This window comes from Dysgonomonas gadei ATCC BAA-286 (assembly GCF_000213555.1).
In the GTDB taxonomy this organism is placed as follows: domain Bacteria; phylum Bacteroidota; class Bacteroidia; order Bacteroidales; family Dysgonomonadaceae; genus Dysgonomonas; species Dysgonomonas gadei.
In genome coordinates this window covers 108,640-132,140 of sequence record NZ_GL891990.1, presented here as the reverse complement: position 1 = coordinate 132,140, position 23,501 = coordinate 108,640, and the positions used below count along the sequence as shown (strand labels likewise).

At 40.1% G+C, this 23,501-nt stretch carries 29 protein-coding genes and 3 pseudogenes; 8 read left to right on the top strand and 24 right to left on the bottom strand.

The window, feature by feature from the left end; genetic code table 11:
• Positions 1-416, top strand: a pseudogene (locus HMPREF9455_RS18400) (ATP-binding protein); the annotation flags it as partial.
• Positions 417-500: 84 nt separating this feature from the next.
• Here HMPREF9455_RS18400 and HMPREF9455_RS21465 read toward each other — a convergent pair.
• The 4 genes and pseudogenes from HMPREF9455_RS21465 to HMPREF9455_RS18390 all read right to left on the bottom strand — a co-directional run.
• A pseudogene (locus HMPREF9455_RS21465) lies at positions 501-623 on the bottom strand (arsenical-resistance protein); the annotation flags it as partial.
• Positions 616-1,056: an arsenate reductase ArsC gene (locus HMPREF9455_RS21835; RefSeq protein ID WP_260397874.1), complete on the bottom strand. Its 441-nt coding sequence runs from the start codon at positions 1,054-1,056 to the stop codon at positions 616-618. The pseudogene HMPREF9455_RS21465 and the gene HMPREF9455_RS21835, both read right to left, overlap by 8 nt.
• A gap of 33 nt (positions 1,057-1,089) precedes the next feature.
• Positions 1,090-1,539 (bottom strand): annotated as a pseudogene (locus tag HMPREF9455_RS21830) (N-acetyltransferase family protein); the annotation flags it as partial.
• 67 nt (positions 1,540-1,606) lie between these two features.
• Positions 1,607-1,933 carry an ArsR/SmtB family transcription factor gene (locus tag HMPREF9455_RS18390; RefSeq protein ID WP_006801256.1) on the bottom strand — a complete coding sequence of 109 codons (327 nt, stop codon included), beginning with the start codon at positions 1,931-1,933 and terminating at the stop codon, positions 1,607-1,609.
• A gap of 114 nt (positions 1,934-2,047) precedes the next feature.
• Between HMPREF9455_RS18390 and HMPREF9455_RS18385 the strand changes: the two genes are divergently transcribed.
• From HMPREF9455_RS18385 to HMPREF9455_RS21885, 3 genes are read left to right on the top strand one after another with little or no spacing between them, the layout of a single operon-like run.
• Complete coding sequence (locus tag HMPREF9455_RS18385) at positions 2,048-2,527, top strand: ArsR/SmtB family transcription factor (protein WP_006801255.1); 480 nt, start codon at positions 2,048-2,050, stop codon at positions 2,525-2,527.
• Positions 2,524-3,126: a mercuric transport protein MerTP gene (gene merTP, locus HMPREF9455_RS18380; protein WP_006801254.1), complete on the top strand. Its 603-nt coding sequence runs from the start codon at positions 2,524-2,526 to the stop codon at positions 3,124-3,126. The genes HMPREF9455_RS18385 and merTP overlap by 4 nt, the downstream gene beginning before the upstream one ends.
• Positions 3,126-3,332, top strand: coding sequence for a GDCCVxC domain-containing (seleno)protein (locus HMPREF9455_RS21885; RefSeq protein ID WP_083820984.1), 207 nt, complete (start codon positions 3,126-3,128; stop codon positions 3,330-3,332). Before merTP ends, HMPREF9455_RS21885 begins: the two co-directional genes overlap by 1 nt.
• Before the next feature lie 162 nt (positions 3,333-3,494).
• On the opposite strand, the gene HMPREF9455_RS18375 is transcribed toward HMPREF9455_RS21885, so the two are convergent.
• Positions 3,495-4,535: an IS110 family RNA-guided transposase gene (locus HMPREF9455_RS18375; RefSeq protein ID WP_006801252.1), complete on the bottom strand. Its 1,041-nt coding sequence runs from the start codon at positions 4,533-4,535 to the stop codon at positions 3,495-3,497.
• Between the two features lie 916 nt (positions 4,536-5,451).
• On the opposite strand from HMPREF9455_RS18375, the gene HMPREF9455_RS18370 reads away from it, so the two are divergent.
• Positions 5,452-6,531: an IS110 family RNA-guided transposase gene (locus tag HMPREF9455_RS18370; protein WP_006801250.1), complete on the top strand. Its 1,080-nt coding sequence runs from the start codon at positions 5,452-5,454 to the stop codon at positions 6,529-6,531.
• Positions 6,532-7,111: 580 nt separating this feature from the next.
• Here the strand turns inward: HMPREF9455_RS18370 and HMPREF9455_RS18365 are convergent.
• From HMPREF9455_RS18365 to HMPREF9455_RS21460, 19 genes are all read right to left on the bottom strand, one after another.
• The gene (locus HMPREF9455_RS18365) at positions 7,112-7,555 is read right to left on the bottom strand and encodes a PH domain-containing protein (protein ID WP_006801249.1); all 444 of its coding nucleotides are present in this window, start codon (positions 7,553-7,555) and stop codon (positions 7,112-7,114) included.
• A 96-nt stretch (positions 7,556-7,651) separates the two neighbouring features.
• Positions 7,652-8,230 (bottom strand): M23 family metallopeptidase, encoded by a 579-nt coding sequence (locus HMPREF9455_RS18360; RefSeq protein WP_006801248.1) that lies wholly within the window; start codon positions 8,228-8,230, stop codon positions 7,652-7,654.
• Between the two features lie 170 nt (positions 8,231-8,400).
• Entirely contained in the window at positions 8,401-8,853 is a 453-nt protein-coding gene (locus HMPREF9455_RS18355; protein ID WP_006801247.1) for a DUF3872 domain-containing protein, read from the bottom strand.
• A 13-nt stretch (positions 8,854-8,866) separates the two neighbouring features.
• The gene (locus HMPREF9455_RS18350; protein WP_044216706.1) at positions 8,867-9,451 is read right to left on the bottom strand and encodes a conjugal transfer protein TraO; all 585 of its coding nucleotides are present in this window, start codon (positions 9,449-9,451) and stop codon (positions 8,867-8,869) included.
• Position 9,452: 1 nt separating this feature from the next.
• Entirely contained in the window at positions 9,453-10,403 is a 951-nt protein-coding gene (gene traN / locus HMPREF9455_RS18345; protein ID WP_006801245.1) for a conjugative transposon protein TraN, read from the bottom strand.
• Between the two features lie 127 nt (positions 10,404-10,530).
• On the bottom strand, positions 10,531-11,913 hold the full coding sequence (gene traM, locus HMPREF9455_RS18340; protein WP_006801244.1) for a conjugative transposon protein TraM: 1,383 nt from the start codon (positions 11,911-11,913) through the stop codon (positions 10,531-10,533).
• On the bottom strand, positions 11,913-12,182 hold the full coding sequence (locus HMPREF9455_RS18335) for a TraL conjugative transposon family protein (protein WP_006801243.1): 270 nt from the start codon (positions 12,180-12,182) through the stop codon (positions 11,913-11,915). The genes traM and HMPREF9455_RS18335 overlap by 1 nt, the downstream gene beginning before the upstream one ends.
• An 8-nt stretch (positions 12,183-12,190) precedes the next feature.
• Positions 12,191-12,814, bottom strand: coding sequence for a conjugative transposon protein TraK (gene traK, locus HMPREF9455_RS18330; RefSeq protein ID WP_006801242.1), 624 nt, complete (start codon positions 12,812-12,814; stop codon positions 12,191-12,193).
• A 45-nt stretch (positions 12,815-12,859) separates the two neighbouring features.
• Complete coding sequence (traJ, locus tag HMPREF9455_RS18325; RefSeq protein WP_006801241.1) at positions 12,860-13,861, bottom strand: conjugative transposon protein TraJ; 1,002 nt, start codon at positions 13,859-13,861, stop codon at positions 12,860-12,862.
• A gap of 2 nt (positions 13,862-13,863) precedes the next feature.
• On the bottom strand, positions 13,864-14,484 hold the full coding sequence (locus tag HMPREF9455_RS18320; RefSeq protein ID WP_006801240.1) for a DUF4141 domain-containing protein: 621 nt from the start codon (positions 14,482-14,484) through the stop codon (positions 13,864-13,866).
• Between the two features lie 63 nt (positions 14,485-14,547).
• Positions 14,548-14,862, bottom strand: coding sequence for a DUF3876 domain-containing protein (locus HMPREF9455_RS18315; RefSeq protein ID WP_006801239.1), 315 nt, complete (start codon positions 14,860-14,862; stop codon positions 14,548-14,550).
• A 13-nt stretch (positions 14,863-14,875) separates the two neighbouring features.
• Positions 14,876-17,368, bottom strand: a complete 2,493-nt coding sequence (locus HMPREF9455_RS18310; protein WP_006801238.1) for a TraG family conjugative transposon ATPase — start codon at positions 17,366-17,368, stop codon at positions 14,876-14,878.
• Entirely contained in the window at positions 17,361-17,696 is a 336-nt protein-coding gene (locus HMPREF9455_RS18305) for a DUF4133 domain-containing protein (RefSeq protein WP_006801237.1), read from the bottom strand. The genes HMPREF9455_RS18310 and HMPREF9455_RS18305 overlap by 8 nt, the downstream gene beginning before the upstream one ends.
• Before the next feature lie 22 nt (positions 17,697-17,718).
• Positions 17,719-18,021: a DUF4134 domain-containing protein gene (locus HMPREF9455_RS18300; RefSeq protein ID WP_006801236.1), complete on the bottom strand. Its 303-nt coding sequence runs from the start codon at positions 18,019-18,021 to the stop codon at positions 17,719-17,721.
• Between the two features lie 168 nt (positions 18,022-18,189).
• The gene (locus tag HMPREF9455_RS18295) at positions 18,190-18,861 is read right to left on the bottom strand and encodes a hypothetical protein (RefSeq protein ID WP_006801235.1); all 672 of its coding nucleotides are present in this window, start codon (positions 18,859-18,861) and stop codon (positions 18,190-18,192) included.
• Between the two features lie 74 nt (positions 18,862-18,935).
• Positions 18,936-19,286, bottom strand: coding sequence for a DUF3408 domain-containing protein (locus HMPREF9455_RS18290; RefSeq protein WP_483459021.1), 351 nt, complete (start codon positions 19,284-19,286; stop codon positions 18,936-18,938).
• A complete protein-coding gene (locus HMPREF9455_RS18285) occupies positions 19,258-19,710 on the bottom strand; it encodes a DUF3408 domain-containing protein (protein ID WP_006801233.1) in 453 nt (150 codons plus the stop codon). The genes HMPREF9455_RS18290 and HMPREF9455_RS18285 overlap by 29 nt, the downstream gene beginning before the upstream one ends.
• A 6-nt stretch (positions 19,711-19,716) precedes the next feature.
• A complete protein-coding gene (locus tag HMPREF9455_RS18280; protein ID WP_006801232.1) occupies positions 19,717-20,472 on the bottom strand; it encodes a ParA family protein in 756 nt (251 codons plus the stop codon).
• A 267-nt stretch (positions 20,473-20,739) separates the two neighbouring features.
• On the bottom strand, positions 20,740-20,877 hold the full coding sequence (locus HMPREF9455_RS21460; RefSeq protein ID WP_157256609.1) for a hypothetical protein: 138 nt from the start codon (positions 20,875-20,877) through the stop codon (positions 20,740-20,742).
• 386 nt (positions 20,878-21,263) lie between these two features.
• Between HMPREF9455_RS21460 and mobA the strand changes: the two genes are divergently transcribed.
• The 3 genes from mobA to HMPREF9455_RS18265 form a co-directional block, all read left to right on the top strand.
• A complete protein-coding gene (gene mobA / locus HMPREF9455_RS18275; RefSeq protein WP_006801231.1) occupies positions 21,264-21,695 on the top strand; it encodes a conjugal transfer protein MobA in 432 nt (143 codons plus the stop codon).
• A 2-nt stretch (positions 21,696-21,697) separates the two neighbouring features.
• Positions 21,698-22,963 carry a conjugal transfer protein MobB gene (gene mobB / locus HMPREF9455_RS18270; protein ID WP_006801230.1) on the top strand — a complete coding sequence of 422 codons (1,266 nt, stop codon included), beginning with the start codon at positions 21,698-21,700 and terminating at the stop codon, positions 22,961-22,963.
• Between the two features lie 147 nt (positions 22,964-23,110).
• Positions 23,111-23,501, top strand: a 391-nt coding sequence (locus HMPREF9455_RS18265; RefSeq protein WP_006801229.1) for an IS110 family transposase, incomplete at its 3' end; no start/stop codon positions are given.

Here is a 23,501-nt window from a genome sequence, read left to right as displayed (position 1 = left end):
GCATATGTCCATAGGGCTGGGATTAAAGCTTGCCTGGAGGCTATACGGTCTTTTTTACTTCCGTACCGCGACTGCTTACACAAATCAGGGAATGCAGGTCTCAAAAAAGTCTCAGGCAGCTTGAAATGCGCTTCCAGAGATACGATATGGTCATCTGTGACGAGTTTGGATATGTCTCTTGTGATAAGGAAGGAGGAGAACTGCTCTTTAACCATCTGTCCCTAAGAGCCGGTAAGAGGTCTACAATCATTACAACAAATCTTGCTTTTGACAGATGGGGGGAAATAGTAAAGGATAAAGTTCTCGTGGCTGCCATGGTAGACAGACTCACGCATAAAGCATATCTTATCAATATGAATGGACAATCTTACAGAGTTAAAGAAACTAAAAAAATGTTACAATCTAATGAGGAATAAATATCTTTAACCAATCTCGTCCGAGACACTTAGTGGTATACTTTTCAATTACTAAGTGGACTACTTTTCAATTATATTATACAACATGGAATCTATATAACCGCTAAAAGAGGGTATAAAGTAACCTAAACCTACCCCGATTGCCATTGCAAGGAATATCCAAAGGGTTAGGTTCTTATCTAAGAAGCTCATTTTCTTTTTACTCATTACCTTTTATCTTATTAGTGTATAGTTCGTAAAATGCTTTTTTGATTTCGTCTCTTACCCTGACATACTCGGATTGTATAAATTCGGGTGTCCCTGTGGCTTCGGACGGATCATCAAATCCGATGTGCAAGCGGTTCTTTACCTTTCCCGAAAATGAGGGGCAGCTTTCATTTGCTCCACCGCAAACGGTAATCACATAATCCCATTCATCATTGATGTATGTATCTATGCTATCAGATGTGTGATGCGAAATGTCTACTCCTGCATCGTGCATCACTTCTATTGCTTTGGGGTTAACTTTTCCGCTTGCTTGTGTTCCTGCGGAATAGACCAACAGTTTAGGATCGAAAGACTGTAAAAATCCATGTGCCATCTGGCTACGGCAACTATTGCCTGTACAAAGAATAAGTATTTTGGGCGGTGTTTGGTTTATCACAAGTTGCCAATGCCCGACATCCCGCCATTGGTCGAACTTCCAACCTATTTCTTTCATGTGGGATGCCTGTTTGAATCCGAATTTTTCATGCAGGCGTACACTGTTTTCATTAGGAATACATATTCCTGCTATCAGTGCGTGTACATCGTCTTTGTATATGTCTTTGAAAAGGTGTTGATACAGAATTGTAGCTATGCCTTTACCCTGCATATCCTTGTCTAAATATACGGTTACTTCTTTTGTGGATGAATAAGCACAACGGTTGTTCCAGTTATGCAGGTAACAATAGCCTGCAATTTTGCCGTCAACTTCTCCTACATAGTAAGGAAACCCTTCGTCTAAAAATTCTTTAATACGTTGCTGCATTTCGCTTACGCTTACGGTTGCTGTCTCAAAAGTAATAGCCGTATTTTCTACATAGTAGTTATAAATATCGCAGATGCCTTTTGCATCGTCTAAAGTTGCTTTTCTTATTTTCATATATGATATTATAATTCGTAATTACACATACAATTCGCAATAACACGAACATTGAGGATAAATTTTTTTATTTGGTCTTGCAGCTTTCTTCGTTGTTGATTTCAACGAAAAATGCAGAAAACATTTTTCTTGCTTTCTCCCAATTTTCTTCGTTTATACAGTATTTGACTGTCGGCAATGTAATCGTACCCTGTATTAACTCGGCATCTTTCAATTCGTTCAGATGTTGTGAAAGGGTGCTTTTTGCTATCGGCAATATTTCGGACATATCGCCGTGATAGCAACATGATTCGTTGGCAAGCATTTCTAATATAGCGATGCGGATAGGATGCCCCATTGCTTTGGCGAAACGTGCGAGCTGTTCTTGTTCGGCAGTAAGTTCTTTCTTTGACATATTTTTTTACATTTATAGTTCGCAAATATACGAATATGTTTTTAATTCGCAATACTACGAACGACCTGTTTTTATTTTGAAAGTAATCTAGACCTTACCATAAGTTGTCATCTTATGCGAAAGAAAAGATTCTGTGTTACAATCCAAAAAATTATAAAAAAATATTTTAATTTGTATTTTAGAATTTGCTTAAATAATAAAGTTAGCTATATTTGCACTATGGATAATATTTCGTGTATAAGACAACAGGCTGACATTAAACAAATCAATCGCTGTAAAAATCGAGTTTCAGAACTCCATGACTCCTTTGACTATTTATCGAATGGACTTGAATTGGCAGGGAATAATGTAAGGCTGAGAATTTTGTTTCTACTTTATGAAGAAAAACGACTTTGTGTTTGTGATTTAAGTGATATTCTTGGTATGACAATTTCAGCAGTTTCCCAGCACTTGCGAAAACTTAAAGACCGAAAGCTCATTGTAACCGAAAGAGAGGCACAAACCATTTTTTACTCATTGACAAAAGAGTATGAAAATATGCTGAACCCATTTTTTAAAATACTCGACGATAACAAAATTGTAGAAGCAATATGAAAACGGATAAGAAACTAATCGGGACCGGACTTTTGACAGCAATTGCAGCTTCATTGTGCTGCATTACACCCGTTTTGGCTATCATCGCAGGAACAAGCGGACTTGCTTCAGCTTTTTCCTGGCTCGAACCTTTCCGGCCATATTTTATCGGTTTAACAATTTTAGTGCTTGGTTTTGCATGGTATCAAAAGTTGAAACCACAAAAGAGAATTGACTGTAATTGTGAAATAACTGAAAAACCAAATTTTATGCAGACAAAATCATTTTTAGGAATTATTACCGTCATGGCGGTTTTACTTTTATCATTTCCAATTTATGCACACATCTTTTTTCCAAAGACTGAAAGTAAAGCAATTATTACCCAAACTTCCAAAATTCAGAAAGTTGAGTTTACAATTAAAGGAATGACTTGTTCAGGCTGCGAACATCACGTTAAAACAGAGATTAGCAAACTAAAAGGAATTGTCGAAGTTGTAGTTTCTTATGAGAAAGGAAACGCTATTGTAAGGTTTGACATCAAACAAACAAGTATAGAAGAAATCGAAAAAGCTATCAATTCGACAGGCTATAAATCACTAAAAAGTAAAACTATATCATAATGGAAATAAAGTTACAATCAATAATAACTTGTCCAAACTGTGGTCACAAAAAAGAGGAGACAATGCCAACAAATGCTTGTCAATATTTTTACGAATGCGAAAAGTGCAAAACAATGTTAAAACCTCTGGAAGGTGACTGTTGTGTCTATTGTAGTTTCGGTTCTGTAAAGTGCCCGCCAATTCAAGAAAATAAAAAATGCTGTTGAGTACCAAAACAGGCATTTTTTATGGCAATTTAAACGGTTTTTTTATGCTTTAAAAAGAATTACTATCAATTAAATAATAGAAATAAAGAGTTAGAGGGCATAGCCAGAAACTAAACCTCTTAAATTGATTACAAAGGGAAATGACTTATAGTTTCCCTTTTTTTATACCGCTGCTTCCTGGAACGGAATAATTTGATATTCGTGTCCTGGATTATAATAAGAATTATTCTTCCATAAGATAAAAGTCAATTCCAGTAATTTTCTTTGGATGGCAACAATAGCCTTCATTTTAATACCATGCCTTGAAACTAATCTTAAGAAAATATATCTGAACCTTTCATCAGTTCTTATTGCAGCCAATGCAGGAAAGTGCATTACCTTCCTTAAATTCCGATTGCCCCGCTTGGATATTCTTGGTTTGGATTTCACTGAGGTTCCAGATGTCTTTTCTTTTACATCTAATCCGGCATAACTGACCAGTTGTTTTTTATTCGTTATTAACTCAAATCCATTGGTTTCCGCGATAATGGTTACAGCCGTTAGATTTCCAATTCCCGGTATAGAAGATATTATCTTCATCTTTTCTACTAAAACTCTATCTCCATTGATAAGCTTAGTAATTTCCTTCTGTATCTCCTTTTCCTGTGCATTAATCAAAGCTATTCTTTTATTAGTTCGTTTTACTGATTTTTCACTTGTTGTTGCAGAAGTACGTTCTGCATGAAGTTGATTCTTCAACATTGTGCGTTCCTGCACTAGCTGCTCACGTTCCCGGCAAAGCTGTCTTAAATCATTGAATATTTTTGAAGGAGGCTGCCATATTTCCAACTGCCTTTCCAATCCAAATCTCGCAATGGCTTGTGAAGCGCTCTTGTCAGTAATAGTCTTTATGTCAAGTGTTCTCGCATAATTACTGATCTTGTTAGGTAAAACGATACTAATTTGTTTTTGAGTACTGCATAGATAATAGGCTAAGGATTCATGATAAACTCCAGTTGCTTCCATTATGTACCGCACTTCTGTCGCAGTTGACGTCTGCTTATTTACCCATGATACAAGGCTTAAAAAACCTTTTTTAGTATTGGGAAATACTTTGTAGGCATAAACTTCTATGCTGATCTGCTCATCCATTCGACCAAGCGATACAACTAATTCTTTTTGAGCAACATCAATTCCTACTGTCTGCTTTAATAATACCTTCATCTTATCTGGTTTAGGTAAGTGATAACCTTTTTTTCATCTTTTCTCCTGACTAGATATACTGGCTACGCAACCCATAATTATGATTGAGTTCCTTACATTCTGTTCAGATTCTAAAAGGTTAAAGAAGAGGAGGCAGTCTCTTTTCTTGAATATACCATAAGGCTATTTAAAGCAAAATCTGCTCTCGCCCTTCTTCACTTAGATTATATTATACAAACATAGGAGAAGCAAAAGACCTAATAAATACCTATTTGTCTAAAATAAGTAAGCAAATAGGTATTTTGTTTTATCAGTCAGAATATTAGGATAGAATATCTTTTCTCGTCCTATCTTTGGGGATGAATATCAAGCACGGTTCTTTACCCGAAATATAATTTATATTGCAGTTTTGTAATAACCATCGGTTATCACCTAAAGAGTAATAATTGAGGTTACAGTATTCTACACAATCGGTGAGATCATTATCATCACTGCAAAACATCGTACAGCAAATGCACACAAGATCTTTATTGAGAAGACAACAAATCGTAGCCCGCATACTTTCTATTTCTGTCATCAATACACCATCATTAAGCAATAGACGAAGGTTAAGAGAAAACTTTCTTTCTATTTCGAGGATATTCCGATTTAAAACTTCAAGTGCTTGAGTAAGCTCTGTAATGCACCGAAGCGGCATAGTGGTTTTTACATGGGTCATAGCTCGGTTGATTTATCTGGCTGCTGCCCCTGCAACCTTGATTAATGACTAAAAAGAAGCGCGGGACATCAACCCATCCGCAACCGAGGTACTGGTATACCCTGCAACGAAATAAGTTAAGTCCCTATGTTTGTAATATCTGGTATAAGAACAAAGCATAAATCACAAGATTCTTATATTTGAATTTGACAATTACCAAACATAAAAAAACAAGGACTTATGCTTACACAAAGAAAACAAGTAAATTTTAAAGGACAAAATATCTATGTTGGTATTGACGTTCATTTAAAGAGTTGGACAGTATCCATTTTGACAGAAACGATTGCTCATAAGCGTTTCACACAACCTCCCAAAGCAGAAGTTTTAGTCAACTATCTGCAAGAAAAATTCCCTGGGGCAACTTACAATTCGGCATACGAAGCTGGATTCAGTGGTTTTGATGCTCATTACAAACTGATTGAGCTTGGGATTAACAATATTGTGATAAATCCGGCAGATGTACCTACTACTCAAAAGGAGCAATGCCAAAAGAATGATACTGTTGACAGCTATAAAATTGCTCGGTCGCTAAGAGCGAATGAACTGACAGCGATCTATGTATTACAACCTGAAACGCTGGAAGATCGCTCTTTAGTTCGTATGCGAAGTGTGTTGGTCAAGGACATGACCCGATTTAAAATCAGAATCAAATCATTCTTATATTTTTACGGAATAGAATATCCTCCCGCATTTGAAAAATCACAAAATCATTGGACACTTCGTTTCCTGAATTGGTTGAAAGAAATTCCCATGAAAAGTGATTCCGGAAGGTTTGCTTTATCTGCTTTGGTTACCGAAGTAGAAAATCAACGAAAAATACTGCTGGATATAAATCGAAAGATTAAAGCCTTATGTAACAGTGAAAAATATCGTGAGTCAATACAGTTGTTACAAAGTGTTCCGGGTATCGGGATCGTTAATTCCATAACTGTTATCACTCAAATAGAAGATATCGGACGCTTCAAAACTACGGATCAGCTAGCTTCTTATGTGGGATTGATTCCACAGAGTCATTCCAGTGGAGAAAAGGAGTTGACCGGAGAAATAACGTTCAGAGGGTTGAGTGATCTTAAGCAAGTATTAGTCGAAAGTTCATGGATTGCCGCTCGTATAGATCCAGCCCTATCACTTGCTTACAATAAATACATAAAAAGGATGCATCCAAATAAGGCGATTGTTCGGATAGCCAGAAAACTACTCAACCGCATCTATTTTGTTTTAAAATATAAACAGAATTATCTATGCGGAATAGCCAAATAAACCTTTAAAAACAATTATATTTTAGTGACCGCTGGGCGTGGGATGCAGCAATAGAGTCTGCTAAGGCAAGTTTGCGGCACTTTACCTGTAAAACTGAAAAGGGAACTGTAGCGTTTACGTCTACTGATAGAAGTCTGTTTTTATAGGATTTTACCAAACAAGAGAATCTAAAAGGTTTTCTTAGCCATAAGGCGATGCCTGTAACCAAAAAAGAGGACAGCTAAGCTAAGGCCATCCTCCAATATGTTACAGTGTAACGCAGGATAGTTTATTGCTGTCAGGTTGCTCCTCAGCAGAGCCTAATTCCTCTTCAACTATCTGCTATAAAAGTAGTTATTTCTTATTAAAATGTAATATTGAGAAAAAGAATCGGAAAAATATTTGGTTTACAACATAGAAGCCCGCGCCATATACACAGCACAGGCATTTAACCTTATTCCCGTTGCATTTAAAAATTACCAGTTTTCGGTTGCACGGAAAAAGCTAAACGCTCTTTTCTAATATATCTTACTATATAATAATACCGTTTTTCTGTACGGCATATTTATAACAAAATTACAAAAATTATCTGTTCAAACAATTATCCTATCTGCGTATTTATCTCTTTCCTAAAAGCCAATGGATTGGCTATATATGGATATGAGCTTGTCGCACCACCCGTTGTTACAGTAATTGTCCCGAAATTAAATATCCTACCAAAAACGCTTTGTTTGATATGTAGTCCCTCACACTTAGCTAATACTAAATCTACCGCTCTGCGACTGATAACTCCCGTTTTAAGCACTACTCGTTTGTTGGTGACAGCATAAGCCGAACCCACCTTTACAAGCAGCCTTTGCACAAGCGATATCACCCCAATAAATAATAGGAATATCCCACCATAATGTAGCACACCTGTTTCCGAACCGGACAACCACCAACCCAATAATATAAGAACGAGTGGTTGCACAAAAAGGAAAAAGTGCAATTTTGCAACATATTTTATCTCTTCCCCGGATTGTAGATTTTTCTGTATGTAATTCATAAGCTATTGATTTGTTCCAAAGTTAATAAGTTTCGTTTATTTCTGATATTTAACAGTTATATTTTTCTGTATTTTTTTTCGTTATAGGTTTGTTTCTCAATACCTCAAACAATAGCACCAACCTATCGGATTCAAATAACGTTTACCTTTCCTTACTTCATAATGCAAGTGGCTTCCCGTTACTATTCCCGTACTACCCACACAAGCTATTTGTTGGGTAATGCTTATTCGTTCCCCCACATTTACCAATATTCGACTTAAATGTGCATAGAATGAACGAAAACCACCTGCGTGTTGAATCTCTATAAAATAGCCATACCCCACATTGTAACCTTTGCCAATCACTATTCCGTTACCTGTGGCATACACCGGAGTTCCTTCTACTTGTGGAATATCAATTCCTGTATGAAATTTTCGTCTTTTGTAGCATGGGTGCTTTCGCATCCCGAACCCTGATGAGATACGCCCAGACTTCTTTATTGGAGATATTACAGGATAGTCGGATAATTCATCAATAGTCATTTGTAAAGAATCCGCTATTTGCTGAAATTCTGTAATGGTATAAATCGGCTTCATAGACTGTTCTATTTGTGATTTTCTGTTTGGAAAATCGCTCTGTTGTCCCCATGCAGGCAAATGAAGTAAAGCTATCAATAGAATTGTTATATATTTCATTGTTAAGTCTTATATAGGACAAACGCCCAAAGAATCTTCGAGCGTTTGTCTGATTGTTCACTATTCAATTTCTTCACCCCACAGCTCAACGTCTGTAGGTGCAGTTACATAAGCATAAATCATATTTACCCAAGTAACTATGTATGAGATTACCATCATCGTCATCATGGCTATTCCGTTTCAATTGGTAAATCTTCCTCTCCCTTGTCGTTCTGCCAACTGAATGTCTTTTGCACTACCTGCCCATGATTATCTTCAATATACACATCTATGAGTTGTTGGTCGGTACAATGGGAAGTGTAATACATCCGAAACGTTTCCTTTTCCAATAGATATAAATCGTTTGGTAGAAGCACAGTGCCGTTATCGAGCCGAAGTTCTCCTTTACCATCCACTTGAAAATAGCGAATGTAGAATTTAGTGTCTTGGAAGTTTCCTTCCTTTAGAATCTGTGCACGGATTTCCGCCATCTCTCCCTGAACGATTTTTTTCTGAACTGGCATACAAACCAGATCAAATGCGTAAACCTTATTAATATCCATATCGTTACTACAGGCTAAGGCCAGCAGCATTATCGCTGCCAGCCACGCTGTTATCCCGAAAAAAGTCTTTATTTTTTTCATCTTGATTTGTCCTTTAATTGATTATAAATTTGATTCCAATACCGAACTGCCCATGAAAATGTCCCGTAGAGTTGCCCCAGAGGATGCGTTCTCGCCCTGTGACGAGTAGCACAACACGGTCTGTCAAGTATGTTTCAATCTCCAGTGTGATAGCTCCACCATAGATAAAGGCATCTTTATGTTGAAGAGTAGAACCATCGTATAAAGTCTTTTCTCCCCAATTCGATGTTTCATAGCCAGCAAGGGCAGAACCACCCAACGAAAGGAAAACTGTTTTAGACGGATCGGTCAGAAAGTTGTAGTAATAACCTCCTTCAGCCGTGAATTGAGCTATTGGTAATCGTTTCTCCCGATACGGGTAGTAGCGTTCCAGATATTCTGCACCGAACACCCATTTGTTTCCGTTCTTGGCATAAGTCGCCATTGCCACACCGAAATAATATCCCGCTTCATTATCGTTCTTGGCTGAATAAATTCCATCCACCATACCACCCGTGAGTTGTATGCCTCGCATACCCGGCAGTGAACGTTGTGCATGTACTTGGTCTGTAAAGACCAAACACAACACAATCGTTAATATAAGATATAACCGTTTCATCCTACTTCACTTTCAATTCGTTAATAACCTTTGCACGAACCAAATCGGCATTATCCAATGTAAACTGCTGATGACGTCCACCTTCCTGCTCGTTAAGTTCCACCACCAACATTTTGTCATCGGGAATCGTAAATTTTGCCAACGTGAAGATCATGCGTTCTGTCTGCTGTCCACCTATCAGCATCAAATTATTGTAGGCACGAAGTGGCCAAATTACCTGCTCTTGAATAGCGGTACGTTTGGCTACTTTTTTATCTACAATTTTAAATGTGATAAAATCGACATTGAACGGGACGTTGGATGAGTTCTTTAGTTGCAGATGAAAATACAGCAGTCCGTTATGGGTATAAATACCTTTCAGCGTGTGTTGTATTCCGAAACGTTTTGAGCCGATGTGTTTTATCTCCCGATCATTGTTCTTATGTATGGACTGCATAATCAGCTTAACAAGTAGTGGTGATTCTTGCCCTAATTCCTGCATATAGACCGCAAGGGCATTGTTTGGACGGTTCACCGCTTCGCCATCGTGCAGGAAGTCTGTCATTTCAACAGACAGTTTTACGGGTTCATCCACATATTTTACGTTAAAACTATAATATGCACCATCTTCGGTTATGACAGACAGATTACTCTCTCGCGAAAAATCCCGCAAGGCGGCTTTCACTCTCAATACATTGTCCGTACCATCCGCTTTGGCAGCGAGAAGATCTGCCGAACCTAAATCGACATACCGAATGGCTGATGGGAATATTACGTGCACTGTTTTATTAAATGTGACCTCCAGAGCATAAGGCGGTATCATTCTGTCGAAGGTCAGAGGACGGGTAAAACTCTCGTAATAGTCTCCCGTTGTCGGCTTGGTATGCACCACAATAGTATCTTGGGATACTTCTTGTGCATGGGCTGTAAATACACTTACAGCAAGTGTTAATATTAAAAAGAATCGTTCCATACTTTTGATTTTAAATTCGTTAAACATTCAATTCTTTAGATTGCCCGTTTCTCACGACTTGCCATAATCAAAATAAATTTTGCTTCTGCTCTCGCTGTTTGAAACGGTGATTTTTTTAGTGGTTTTATTAATTTTCTTTGGGCAATAGCAGGAGCTTGTAATTTGCTTTGATGGTAACTTTTACGACACTCATCTTTTTACTGATATACTGTGAAGCCCCTTGTATCAAACCCTTACCCATATCGGCTGCCAATTGTGAACCTGCATTATCCGAAATCATAATGCTTGTGCCTGCCGATGATGCCAAGGTAGAAGCTACTTCTTTAGCTGCTTTTACTTCATCGTTATTAGGAACAAAAATTCCAGATTGACCATCCATATCGTACACTTGCAGTTCAACCGGAATAATGTTTCCTGCATACTGAATGGAGTTGATCATTACCTCCAGACGTTCGCCACCAATACGGCAAGCTCCCGTTACCAAGGTATTGGCAGGAATCAAAATGTTGCCTGCCCTCATTGGTTCTAAAAGACGAAGTTGTACCTCTTTACCATTGGTCAGGGTTACGGTTTGGTTCACACAAGCACGGATGCTGTTCTTATCCTTTACCCCCTCATTGCCTGCGGCAGTCAAAAAACTCCTATTTCGGGGCTGGCTGTATGTGGCAATAAATTCATCATTAGACATTGGAGTAGATAGTAGAGATACGACATTCTGATGTACTTGCTTAACGGGTTGTACTTTGACTTTCTCGCCTGTACGTGTTATGTTTACATCGTCTATTGGTTGTTCCCCCTGCTGTGCGGGCATATAGCGTGCTGCCATTTGGTACGATTTTTCAAGCAAGGCTGTCTGTTCGTCCTCTTCCGATTTTTTCGCTTCGGCTTCCTGTTGCTTTCGTTCCAATTCCTGTATTCGCTGTTCCATCGCAGACTGTGATTGTCTATCCATTTCAGCAGGCTTTTCGTACCAATCACCCAATTGCTTGTTGATGTCCTGATAGGCAGTTGCCGAGGATTGCACAGTACGGGGAGTTGAACTTCGGGGTTTTTCTGCTTGCAGTGAAGTATTGTAGGCATTGTCCTTTTGTTCGTAATCGCTTTGCTCGGTATCATTGAACATCGAGGAAAAATCCTGTAAAGACTTCATTTTCTCTTGCTCCTTCTGCCGCATCGCTTCACGTTCATAGGCATCCCGCTTGCCTTCCACAATGCCCTCATCCTTTGGCACGGGCAGTTCGGCATTGAAGCCTGTCAGTCCTACCGCTTGCTCTTTTCCATCATCCGATGGAGCGAAGATGAGCCACATTGCACCACCGAAGATTAAGAAGAACAGCGGCATAATCAACATCTTTTTTCGTTTCTGTCTCTCCGCCATCGAAAGTTCCGGCTTTGGTGGTTTGGGCGATTCTTTTTTCGCTTCCGATTTACTATCCGGTACAGATGCTTGTACTTCAACAATAGCCTCCGTTTCGGGTGGTATTCCTTTATTCAAATCTTCCTGTTCCATTATTCTACTGATTTTAGATTGTTAATACTATCTCGCTGTTGCTCTAATTGTAGTCTCAGCGATCCGATCTGCTCTATCTGCATCTTTTCTGCTTTATTTTTACCAAAATTGTAAATAGAAGAAAAGGTCATGTAGATGGAAAGACCGCCGAAAACAAGGAACATCGTTATCACAAGGATAATCCGTCTGTCGGGGGTAAGTCTGCCGAGCAAGCCCCGCAGACCATCCTCCAACCATTCATTGATGCGATTCATTATTTTTCGTATCATAGCTTTACCTACCTTTCTGATATCCGAATATCCCGATTCTCTACAATCTCGAATTTCTCCATTGTGAAACCGTGAGGGTTATTGTCCGAGCGTACCGAGTTGATCAGATTGCAACGTGTAACCAGACTGCGTTCGGTGAGGTTACTCTCCCGAATAATCATTTGTTTGGCATAGGTTACCGCCTTGTAGGGATAGCTATCAAAATCACAAGCAATACTATCGACTTGTACAATTTGATTGATATTCCCGGACACGATACGATTGTAATACCCTTTTTCTGCCATGTCCTGATAGTATTTGAAAGCCGATTTATCGACAAGGAACAATGCCCTGTTTACGTTGCTTTCGATGGCTTTTTTATCGGGTGAGAGTGTGAAAAACAGCTCGTGAAAACGCTTAACGTGTTCGCGTGCTTCCACAGGTCTGTTTTGTGTCATATCTTGGGACAAGGCAAGCATTAAGGACTTGCCACCGTCCAATACATAGATACGCTGGCGTTGTGCTTCGGCAAAATTATACGACGACCATACGGAATAGCCCGTAATGGCAGCACACATACAGACAAAGACAATACCGAACAAGCGTATCTGTTTGAAGGATGTTTCTATATTTTTTAAACTTTTGAACTCCATTTGTTCGTTTTATTTTGAGTTAATAAATGAATACAGTGTATCTGATTATTTCTTACCCATTAGGCGACCAGCGACGTTACCTGCCGCAGCTCCGGCAACACCTCCTGCCATTGCAGCCCCTTTACTCGCCATTGTGTTTACTCCCCGTGTAGCACTACCGCCACCTGCCTGAATAACCCAACCCGCCACGCTTGGAATAGAAAAATATCCGATAATGCCGATAATGAAGAATATGATGTATATTCCGTTACTCGCATCCGGCACATAGGTGGGGTCTCTCAACATATCTATATCCATTTGTAGCATAAGTGCCTGAATTTTGGAAAGTAGAGCCGAGAACAGGTCAGCAATGGGTAGCCATAAATAAATGGAGATGTAGCGAGAGATCCAATTGGTCAGCGTGGATTGAAAACCATCATAAACCGAGAGGGCAAATGCCAACGGCCCTAAGATTGACAGCACCACCAAGAAAAAGGTGCGTAAAGTATCAATCGTAAGGGCTGCGGCATTGAACAGTAACTCAAAGAAATCACGAATTAAATCTCTAAAAAAGATTTTCATATCGTACCATGTTCTCTCTGCCCACATTCCGATAATTTCTCCTGTGTCAAAGATTCCAAGTTCTTTCATTTTTTGGTCGTACACCTCATCATCGACCAACCATGCCTTCCCTTCTCGCAGTCGAGCATCGTACTCCAATTGTTCTTTCTCCGCTTGCAGGGCACGGACATCTGTCATTTGTGTCTCCAATATGGTATGTGTTCCTTTGACCACAGGTGACATAACAGCGTTAATCGTACCGAGTACGAAAGTCGGGAAGAACATGATGCAGAGTCCGATAACAAAAGGTCTAAGCAGGGGATATACATCTATGGGTTCTGCCCTTGAGAGAGCTTGCCATACACGGGAAGCTACATAGAAAAGTGCTCCCAATCCGGCTATCCCTTTGGCGACGCCAACCATATCGCCACAAAGGGGCATCATATCCTGATACAGATTGCGGAGAAGTTGATGCAAATTGTCGAAATCTATTGCTAGCAGTGTCATGATTACCAATATTTATCGGATGGATTACCATACAAACTTTGTACTCGCTCCAGATCGCCTTTCTCTTGGCTGCGGATGAAAGAAACGGAAATGCTTTTCTTGGAAAAATAGCGGACAAGGTTACGATGTTCGACCATTTTGGAATGTATATCATCTATGATTGCCATACGCTCGGCATCGGTCATCGACAGCCCGTTGGAGACGGAGACGATATTCTTTATATCCGAAAGCAGGTTGCCGCTTTCGTTCAATAGCTTGGCATATCCGTTCGATATGGCTTCCAATTCGTTAACGCTAAAATTTCTATCGGATAGCATCTTGTTGAAGTTGGTAGAATAGATTTGAGATATTTCGCTAACCAATTCTATTGTTTCTTTCACTTTGCGGGCATCCTTGATCAGATTGTGTACCGACTGCAATTTGTCGTAATACTGTTTACCCTGATCGTAGATTTTTTGCATCTCTTTGAAAGAGTTAATCACATTACTGGCTGTTGTTGCTGTTTTGGAAACAGTCAATATATTTTGTGCCAGATTGGAGGGATCAATCACCGTCCATTGTGCTTTTACCTGATAGGTACAAAGCATCATGAATGCCATAAGGCAGAAAAGTATTTTCTTCATATTCGTTATTTTTAATTGTTATTACCCGTTTATCGTCCGAAGTCGGAGGTAGCCTCTAACAGACTAGCCCTCCTCCCGGACATACTCTCCGAAAGCGGAAAGGTGCAAGACCTCTTGCTCCCGATTGTAAGTAATCTCGATACGCTCGTACAGCTCAATATAATGCAGACCAAATACATTGTAGACCGTACAATCGCAGACCACCAGCGGGTTGTTGTAAGTAAGACAAAGACGGATGCCTCCCTTTTTTCGGGAGATGTTGCGGTATATGCTTATCGCAGGTGCACCTTCTCTACTTACCCAACGCCCCGTAATCTCCCGCATGGAAAAGTCTGTAGAAGTGGAACAAGAATCGGTTATATTACTTGAACTGAACATGGCTTTTCGTTTTTTACTTGCGTTTACTTTCGGCTATTTGTTTTATAGCCAACTCAATATTACCATCCAATTCTTCGGTTTTCCGCATCACTTCCAGCTTCTCCGTTTCCTCTGTCGTGAACGTAAAATACTCTTCCAAACTCACTTCTGTGGCATATACAGCCGACTGAACACCACCCAAGCCAAACCAGACTTCTTTGTATTTTCGGTTCGGATTGTTGGACATATTGATGGATAGCACCTGACTTTTTTCTTTTTCGGTCAGTCCTAACAGAGCTTGGATGCTATCAAATTTGTTCATGTATTTACGCTGGTCTAAGAGAATCTTACAGTCGGAGTTGTTGATGATGGACTCCTTTACAATGGGTGATGCGATAATATCGTCCACCTCCTGAGTGACAACGATTGCCTCGCCAAAGAACTTTCTAACGGTCTTAAATAAATACTTAATGTACTCTGCCATACCCTCTTTAGCAATCGCTTTCCACGCTTCCTCGATTAATATCATCTTTCTGATTCCTTGTAAACGACGCATTTTATTTATGAAAACTTCCATAACGATGATCGTTACAATCGGGAACAAAATTTTGTGATCCTTAATCGCATCTATTTCAAAGACAATGAATCGTTTAGATAATAAATCAAGCTGTTTTTCGGAGTTCAGCAGGAAGTCATATTCGCCACCTTTGTAATAAGGTTCGAGCACATTGAGGAAGTTGGCAAGGTCGAAATCTTTCTCCCGTACACGCTTGGCATCAAGGATAGCCGCATAGTCCAATTTAACAAATTCGTAGAATGAGTTGAATGAGGGTATAACCGATTCATCAATCGTTATACGTTCTATATACAGACTTACGGCATTGGATAGGGCTACCTCTTCCGAACGTGTGGGAGGTTCATTATCCCGCTTCCACAAAGTCATTATCAGGGTTTTGATACTTTCTCTTTTCTCGATGTCGAACACATTGTCATCCGTAAAAAACGGATTGAAACTAATGGGATTTTTTTCAGTATAGGTAAAATACACTCCATCCTCTCCATTGGTACGACGGTTAATGAAATTACAAAGCCCCTGATACGAGTTTCCCGTATCCACAAGCACGATATGAGTACCTTGTTCCCAATATTGGCGGCACATATGATTCGTAAAAAAAGACTTACCACTACCCGAAGGCCCCAAGATAAACTTGTTGCGGTTCGTGATAATTCCTTGCTTCATGGGCAGGTCGGAAATATCCACATGGATGGGTTTTCCGCTTACCCGATCTGCCATCTTGATACCAAAAGGCGAGGGAGAACTTTTGTAGTTCGTTTCCTCTGTGAAGAAGCACAAGGCAGGTTCTATAAACGTGTAGAAACTTTCTTCACTCGGAAAATCACCCGCATTGCCCGGTATCGCAGCCCAATAGAGTGTAGCGACATCCACCGTGTTATGGCGGGGCTTGCACTCCATGAGAGCCAATTGTGAGCCGACATCATTACGGATATTTTTGAGTTCTTCTGCATCATCAGACCATGCCATCACATTGAAGTGTGCCCTCACAGAAGTAAGCCCAAAACTATGGGCTTCGTTCAGGTACTTGTCGATCCACTCTTTATTTATTTGGTTTCCACGACTGTACTTCGATAACGATTGCATATTACGAGCAGATTTTTCAAACTGCCGCAGGTTCTCTGCCGAATCGTCCAGAAAAATGTATTGATTATATACATGGTCACAAGAGAGTAACAAACCCACAGGCGATGCAAAGGACAAACGGCAATCACTTCGATCCGTAGATAGCTTTTCGTATCGCATATCTGTTCCGATTGTGCCCGGCAAGTCTTCCACATCGGAAATGGTATGCAGGCATACCGTTTTATCTCCTATGCGTAGCCCGTCTACTCCTAACTCCAAATCCTCCAGACAAGTGGTATCTTCCAATGAGAGGGCAAAGTATTTTTCAATTAGCCCGGCTTCTTTTTCCGTTCCCGTTATTTCGTCTGAAGCAATACGTGTCAGCGTGATAAATCCCGAATCGTTTAAAATCCGCTCGAACTGTCCAACTGCCTCCAAGAAGCGTACTGCCATTTCTTTATTGACTTCTTTGGGGATGATATACCCTCGACAGAGCGATGAGAAGTTGCTTTGCATCCGCATCCGATCCTTTGTCGTTTTGGTCAAAAACAAAAAGCAAGTATGATTCAGAAAAGGACGTTCATTGAAGTGACGTTCAAATGAGCGGGATAGAAAACTCATGTTCTCCTTATCGGTAGCAGGCTTGTAGTTTTCTTTAACAAACCAATCCTGTTTGTGGATAACCGAGTATTCGGGCAACACCTTGATGGCTTTCGTCCAAGCCGAGTGTATGGCTTCGTATTCGCTACCTGTAACAGTGAACAGTTCTGGCAGATCGACACGGTAGGCTACCGTTATATCTGCATCCTTGCTAATGATGCAATCGTGTTCGACAGAAAGCAAGGGAAACTTACTTTCGATGGTAGCTGCTTTTAGTGTATTACGCATTCCGTACCTCCTTCTTTTTAGGACATTGGAACAAGCGGCGGGAATTTTTGCGATTGATCAGAAAACGGGGATGTTGCCGTTTGGAGAGCAACTTCATAAGCCCGTGTTCTCCATATTTCGCATTCAGGTTGAAAGTCAGCCATACCAATGCAGAAGCAGCGATAACACCGAAACCGATACATATCCACTGATCTACTCCTGCCATATACATCACTACAAATACGATGAATACAGCCAGTAGACCACCTGCAAAAATAAAAAGGTATTGTGCTTTCAAACCCTTAAATTCCACACTCTTGCCAATGCCCTTGTTAATATTATACTCCATTTCTTATTTGTTTGGAGCTGGATTACAGGAAGAAAGAGCGTAGAATGGTAGCAGCCACGATAAGGAAAATACACGCACCAAACCACGAAGCGGCAGTTTTGCTTGTATCGGGATCACCGGAAGAGAACTTGTTATAGACTTTGATACCTCCGATGAGTCCTACAACTGCACCGATAGCGTAGATGAGTTTTGTGCCCGGATCGAAATACGAGGTCACCATATTGGTGGCTTCGGTTATACCTCCAATACCGTTACCTTGTGCGAATACAGATGATACAGCAACCATGATAAAGGCTACTGACAGAAGAATTTTTTTCTTTGTCATACGATTTTTTGATAATAGTACAGGGGGTGGAATAGTCCCCTGTACTGAATGAATAATGTTGTTTAACTTTGATTTTTTAGTGGTGCGGTCATAGACCGTTTTGTTAGGCTGACGCACGCTAACCGTAATCTCTTTGCTTCATGCTCTTTGTTTTAATTGTTATCTACTTTACGCAAATTTGCGTACATCAAATTCTTTAGGTGCTCTGACTGTCGGTTCCTCCAATTCTCCGGCTTCTTGTTGTTTGCGATGGAAAGCAGTAAAATAGTTATCCATCAATGAGGATACGACCACTTTCTTTTTAGGTTCACCTGATACAACCTGTTCAAACATATCCGTCTTGCGTATCTCGACCAATACCCGTCCGGCTTCTTCTTTTTCTTCGGATGTTGCATTGTCGGGAGTTTCTACCGTTCGTACCATACTCGCCAAATTATTGAAGTCAAGTCCCAACGCCATTGAAACCCCGGCTCTCCCTTCGGTATCTTCCTCTTCACTTTCGGTTTCGTCTATTTCTTCAAAATCATTGTCAGGCTCCAATTCGGGGGGAGTGTTCTCAATCTCTAAATTGATTTCATCTGAATTTTCTTCCGTCTTATTATCTGTTGAAAAAACTTCATCGAGTTTATCCAAAGGGATTGCCACCGAGGTCTTTTTTTCTTCTTTCTCGACAAATATAGAAGCATTTTCTTTCTCTTTTTCACTATTAATCAGAGTGGTAGCTTCTGTCCGGGATTGTCTAATGTCAAATTTGCTTTTGCCGATAATATCCTCTTTTGGTGCTGCACGAAACGGATTAAATACTGTTTTTTTAGCAGCATTCTTTTTGCGTTTTTGCATCCGATCCCGAATTAGGTAAAGAACGACAAACAATGCGTACAGCACGATGGCTGAAATAATGTACTGTTTCATGGCTAAAATATATCCGTGTTCTTTTTGCGATACAGTTCGGTAATCTCGTCTTTATAAGTATCAAAATGAAGTTCCAATATGTTATCAAGATAATCGAACAAGGTGTAATCGTTTTCGCCAATAACTTGTACAATCTTCATCATACGTTCGTGGAACTCTTTTCGGATATAAACGATTTTCCCATTTCGGGTTGTACTTTTGGCTTTTCTGAAGAAACAAGTTTCATATTGTTGAACTGTTGTTGGAAGAACTACATTTGATGTCTCACAAGGAGCTGTTCTTTTATTAATTTTCTTTCTCTTTTTCATGTTTTTTATTTTTGGTTTAAAATACTTTTTCGATATTATTATCATACAGTTCGGTTATATCTTCCTGATAAGTAGTGAAATGATGCTCCAATACATTGTAGATATAACTGAATAAGGAAACATCATTCTTGGCGATGACGTGGAGTATTTTAATGATTCTCTCGTGATGCTCTTTACAGATATAAACCGTTTTTCCGCTACGTGCAGCTATTGCCGACTCATGTATAAAAAGGCTTTGATAATCCGCCTCTACCTGTGCTTTTGATTTTCGCTTACGTGGTTCCTCGCGTGGCAGTTCTTTTATGGTTTCGGTTACAGGTAATTGTTCTTCGACTTGCTCATCTTGATTAGTTGCCCCTTCTATCGAAGTAGGTTCGGGAGAATAAGCCTGTAACTTACGTTCTCTCCTACCTGTACGTGCGATGATGTCCTGAGCGTTCAACTTCGTATCGGTTTTCTTTTCTTCCATAGTGCATTACTTTAGAATTTCGAGCAATTCATCAGAAAGAGTGTCTATATTACTACCTTTTACAAGAGACTTATCGACAGGAAACAGTGTAGATCGAAATAGGGCTTTATGGCTGACGGATTGTTCACGTCGGAATCGCAGGCTATTGGGGATAAATGTATTTAGAGTTGTAAACTCCAATTCATTAATCACCGCCTCATAGACTTCGTAGAGTTCGGACTTTTCCCGTCCATCCACCAGATTCCAAAGCATATAAATTTCTTTAATATCGGATTCTCCACTGCTCATAATATCATCACGTACAGTGACCATGTAATCAAGTGTACTCTCCATCACCACACGGTCAGCCGCAATGGGAGCTATGATATACTCCATCCGTGCAAGCGTATGGATTAAATCTACATTGTTGAGCGTTCCCGGCAGATCAAAAAATATAAAATCAAAATCACCTTGCGGAATCAGGTGTTCAGCATCAGCAATAGCTTCTTTGGTATTGCTCTCGATAATAGGATAGGCTTTTTTGTTTTCTAAACGGGTAAACTGTTCATACAGCATCCCCTTGTAATATTCGTCATTTTCGCACATCTTAAAATCCCGCTCCCGCATATCTGCGATAGAATGCTGCGGGTAATCACAGTCAATTATCGCTACATTTTTCCCTTTTACATAATGTAGATAGGACGCTATCAATACAGTAAGAGTTGTCTTTCCGGCTCCACCCTTTTGGGTTGAGAATGCCACATAAATAGGTTTCTTTTTCATTTCAATTAATTTTTTTAATGGTACAATCGTTTTATCGTATAGCCGTACCCAAGGGGATACATATATTTTTAAGTCTCAATCATTGTACGGTGGTACATTTGTTTTTAGCAACCAACCACTGTATAGCGGTACATACAACCAGCCCTATGTTGTGCTATTTCTATAGCGGTACATTGCAACAGACTTACGTTCTTAGGTTGGTTGGTTCGTAAATTGGTTGGTTTGATTTTCCAAACCATACACACAACCTATGTATCTGAAAATGGACTATTCGACCAACCTCTCATTGTACGTTTTTACCTCTGTATAATCGCACATGGATTCCTCCTTTGGTACGACTGATTGTAGGTCTTTATATCTCGCCATACAATCAATTGTCCGGCAAATAAAACCCATATTTTTCATACTTACACTATGTTTTTGAGAGGTGGCAGCTTGTGTCCAAGGTTGTCTATGCCTGTTGATTTTCAGGTGATTATTTTAGGATATAACTTTGCTGCATGAAACGTGAAAGAGGATTCATATCGGTTTTAAGTTTGTTCCGACATTCAAAAAATGCCTGACAGAGATCAGGCTTAGTTCCCGAACTTTTCGGGATAAGATGATGCCCTTTATGGGCAAAAGTATTTGCATTTGGGCAAATAGCAAGGTATGTTGAGTGCATCGCAAAATGAATTTTGCAGCACACAACCCTTGCTCTTCCAGAGGGGTATTTTCCTCTCCGGAGTCGGGAAAAATGAAGACGGATTGAACCGTCCGTAGCGTTCATAAACCACTAAAAAAATCATGTTATGAACGAAGAAAGAAGAAGTCCCCATAATCGGGGAAAAGGGGGCAGACCCCCGAAGAACGATCCGGCAAAGCATCGACTGACTGTGAACCTGACAGATCAGCAACACGTCGATTTTTTAGCCTTGTATGAACAGTCAGGCGTACAATCCTTATCCGGTTTTATCGCTGCCCGCATCTTTGGGGATGAATTTCGTGTAGTGAAAACCGATGCTTCAGCAGTAGAATTTATTGCAAAGCTCACTGCTCTACACGGACAAATACGAAGTATCGGAGTCAATTATAATCAAGTTGTAAAGGAATTACATTCCAATTTTGGAGAGAAAAAAGCATTGGCATTGCTCTATAAATTGGAAAATGCAACTATTGAACTGGCAGGAATTGGACGGGAAGTGATGCAACTATGCGAACAATTTAAGGCTAAACATCTCTAAAAATGGTTGCAAAATTTAGTCACGGAAGCAGTTTGTATGGTGCACTTTCCTACAATCAAGAGAAAGTAAATGAGGGTTTAGGTAAAGTTTTGGCTACCAATCTGGTCATTGAACCTAATGATGGTGTGTTCAATGTTGCCTCTTGTATGGAAGATTTCGAGCGATTTATGCCCTCGCATATTCGCACATCGAAGCCTGTTATCCATATCTCACTCAATCCACATCCGGACGATAAGCTGACCGATCAGCAACTTGCCGACATCGGGCGTGAGTATATGGAGCGGTTCGGGTATGGCGGACAACCCTATATGATTTTCAAACATGAGGACATTGGCAGGGAGCATATACACATTGTTTCGACCCGTGTACGCACGGATGGCTCAATAATCAGCGACAGCAAAAATTACGAACGCAGCAGAAAGATCACCGATTCTTTAGAACAAAAGTACGGTCTGCACTCAAAAGAAAAGAATCAGGGCGAGGCATGGCAACTTGCTCCAATAGACGTTAGCCAGGGGAACTTAAAAAAACAGGTGGCAAACATCATAAAACCGCTCTCTGAAATGTATTCTTTTCAGACTTTGGGAGAATATCGTGCTTTACTTTCCTTATATAATATAGGAGTAGAGGAAATAAAAGGAGAAAACAAAGGTAAAGCGTATCGGGGATTGGTCTATTCGGCATTGGACAGTGATGGCAATCGTGTCGGTACACCTTTAAAATCCTCTCTGTTTGGTAAGGAACACGGTTTGGATAGATTGGAAAAACGATTTGAGAAGTCAAAAGAAACAATCAAGGTAAACGGCATAGCCAAACAAACCCGTGCTACTGTTTCTGCGTCCTTTGCAAGTACCCGCACAGAGAGCGAGTTCCGAGCGGCTTTGCGGGAGAAAGGTATCGATCTTGTGTTACGACGCAACGATGAAGGACGCATCTATGGGGCTACATTTATTGACCATAACCAGCGAGTGGTTCTTAACGGTTCTCGTTTGGGTAAGGAGTTTTCGGCAAATGTTCTCAATGAACGCTTTGCAGATAATTCACCTCGTGAGGATATGCAAACGCCAAAACCATCCATTGCTACAAATCAAAGTGCCGAGCCTACTACCAACAAGCATCCACAACCGCAATCGGCTCACTCCGAGACGGGCGATGCTGTGGGGAGCTTATTCTCTGTCTTTACTCCCGAAGTCGAGGGGGCAGACAACAAACAGCCAAGCCTAAAGCGTAAGAAAAAGAAGAAACGCAGATACGGCAGGCAGCTATAAAATTTAGAATTCTAACAATTTAAAAATAACAATTATGCAAAATCCCTATGTTTGAAATCTGAGTGAGGAGTGAAGCATAAGCTATCCGTTTTATGGTTAATTTCGGATAATTTCGACTTAATCAATTTAACCTAAATGATATAGCTTATGAGACAAAGTAAAGGATTAGACTTCAAAGGACAAAATATCTATGTGGGTATAGATGTTCATTTGAAAAGTTGGGCGGTGGCGATACTCTCAGAGAGTTCGGTTCTGAAGAAGTTTAGTCAAGATCCACAGCCGGAAGCTTTACATAGATTTTTGGTGACCAATTATCCGGGAGCGACTTATTATTCAGTATATGAAGCTGGATTCAGTGGGTTCTGGACACACCACAAACTTACGGAATTAGGGATTAACAATATTGTGGTTAATCCGGCTGATGTACCGACAATGAGTAGAGAGAAACTGCGAAAGACCGATGCGGTCGATTGCGGAAAACTCGCCAGAGGTCTGCGTGCGGGAGATTTGAGAGGTATTTACGTCCCCCGTGCAGAGA

Bases quoted from the DNA above. Each gene is read 5' to 3' on its own strand.
- HMPREF9455_RS18350 (WP_044216706.1), bottom strand. From the start codon at position 9,451: ATGAAACGGTTATATCTTATATTAACGATTGTGTTGTGTTTGGTCTTT.
- HMPREF9455_RS18305 (WP_006801237.1), bottom strand. From the start codon at position 17,696: ATGGAGTATAATATTAACAAGGGCATTGGCAAGAGTGTGGAATTTAAG.
- HMPREF9455_RS18355 (WP_006801247.1), bottom strand. From the start codon at position 8,853: ATGAAAAAAATAAAGACTTTTTTCGGGATAACAGCGTGGCTGGCAGCG.
- merTP (WP_006801254.1), top strand. From the start codon at position 2,524: ATGAAAACGGATAAGAAACTAATCGGGACCGGACTTTTGACAGCAATT.
- HMPREF9455_RS18300 (WP_006801236.1), bottom strand. From the start codon at position 18,021: ATGACAAAGAAAAAAATTCTTCTGTCAGTAGCCTTTATCATGGTTGCT.
- traM (WP_006801244.1), bottom strand. From the start codon at position 11,913: ATGGAACAGGAAGATTTGAATAAAGGAATACCACCCGAAACGGAGGCT.
- HMPREF9455_RS21460 (WP_157256609.1), bottom strand. From the start codon at position 20,877: ATGAAAAATATGGGTTTTATTTGCCGGACAATTGATTGTATGGCGAGA.
- HMPREF9455_RS18375 (WP_006801252.1), bottom strand. From the start codon at position 4,535: ATGAAGGTATTATTAAAGCAGACAGTAGGAATTGATGTTGCTCAAAAA.
- mobA (WP_006801231.1), top strand. From the start codon at position 21,264: ATGAACGAAGAAAGAAGAAGTCCCCATAATCGGGGAAAAGGGGGCAGA.
- HMPREF9455_RS18365 (WP_006801249.1), bottom strand. From the start codon at position 7,555: ATGAATTACATACAGAAAAATCTACAATCCGGGGAAGAGATAAAATAT.
- HMPREF9455_RS18360 (WP_006801248.1), bottom strand. From the start codon at position 8,230: ATGAAATATATAACAATTCTATTGATAGCTTTACTTCATTTGCCTGCA.
- HMPREF9455_RS18320 (WP_006801240.1), bottom strand. From the start codon at position 14,484: ATGAAGAAAATACTTTTCTGCCTTATGGCATTCATGATGCTTTGTACC.
- HMPREF9455_RS18385 (WP_006801255.1), top strand. From the start codon at position 2,048: ATGCGAAAGAAAAGATTCTGTGTTACAATCCAAAAAATTATAAAAAAA.
- HMPREF9455_RS18285 (WP_006801233.1), bottom strand. From the start codon at position 19,710: ATGGAAGAAAAGAAAACCGATACGAAGTTGAACGCTCAGGACATCATC.
- traK (WP_006801242.1), bottom strand. From the start codon at position 12,814: ATGGAGTTCAAAAGTTTAAAAAATATAGAAACATCCTTCAAACAGATA.
- HMPREF9455_RS18295 (WP_006801235.1), bottom strand. From the start codon at position 18,861: ATGCAAAAACGCAAAAAGAATGCTGCTAAAAAAACAGTATTTAATCCG.
- HMPREF9455_RS18335 (WP_006801243.1), bottom strand. From the start codon at position 12,182: ATGATACGAAAAATAATGAATCGCATCAATGAATGGTTGGAGGATGGT.
- HMPREF9455_RS18310 (WP_006801238.1), bottom strand. From the start codon at position 17,368: ATGCGTAATACACTAAAAGCAGCTACCATCGAAAGTAAGTTTCCCTTG.
- HMPREF9455_RS18370 (WP_006801250.1), top strand. From the start codon at position 5,452: ATGCTTACACAAAGAAAACAAGTAAATTTTAAAGGACAAAATATCTAT.
- traJ (WP_006801241.1), bottom strand. From the start codon at position 13,861: ATGACACTGCTAGCAATAGATTTCGACAATTTGCATCAACTTCTCCGC.
- HMPREF9455_RS21885 (WP_083820984.1), top strand. From the start codon at position 3,126: ATGGAAATAAAGTTACAATCAATAATAACTTGTCCAAACTGTGGTCAC.
- traN (WP_006801245.1), bottom strand. From the start codon at position 10,403: ATGGAACGATTCTTTTTAATATTAACACTTGCTGTAAGTGTATTTACA.
- mobB (WP_006801230.1), top strand. From the start codon at position 21,698: ATGGTTGCAAAATTTAGTCACGGAAGCAGTTTGTATGGTGCACTTTCC.
- HMPREF9455_RS18290 (WP_483459021.1), bottom strand. From the start codon at position 19,286: ATGATAATAATATCGAAAAAGTATTTTAAACCAAAAATAAAAAACATG.
- HMPREF9455_RS18315 (WP_006801239.1), bottom strand. From the start codon at position 14,862: ATGTTCAGTTCAAGTAATATAACCGATTCTTGTTCCACTTCTACAGAC.
- HMPREF9455_RS18390 (WP_006801256.1), bottom strand. From the start codon at position 1,933: ATGTCAAAGAAAGAACTTACTGCCGAACAAGAACAGCTCGCACGTTTC.
- HMPREF9455_RS18280 (WP_006801232.1), bottom strand. From the start codon at position 20,472: ATGAAAAAGAAACCTATTTATGTGGCATTCTCAACCCAAAAGGGTGGA.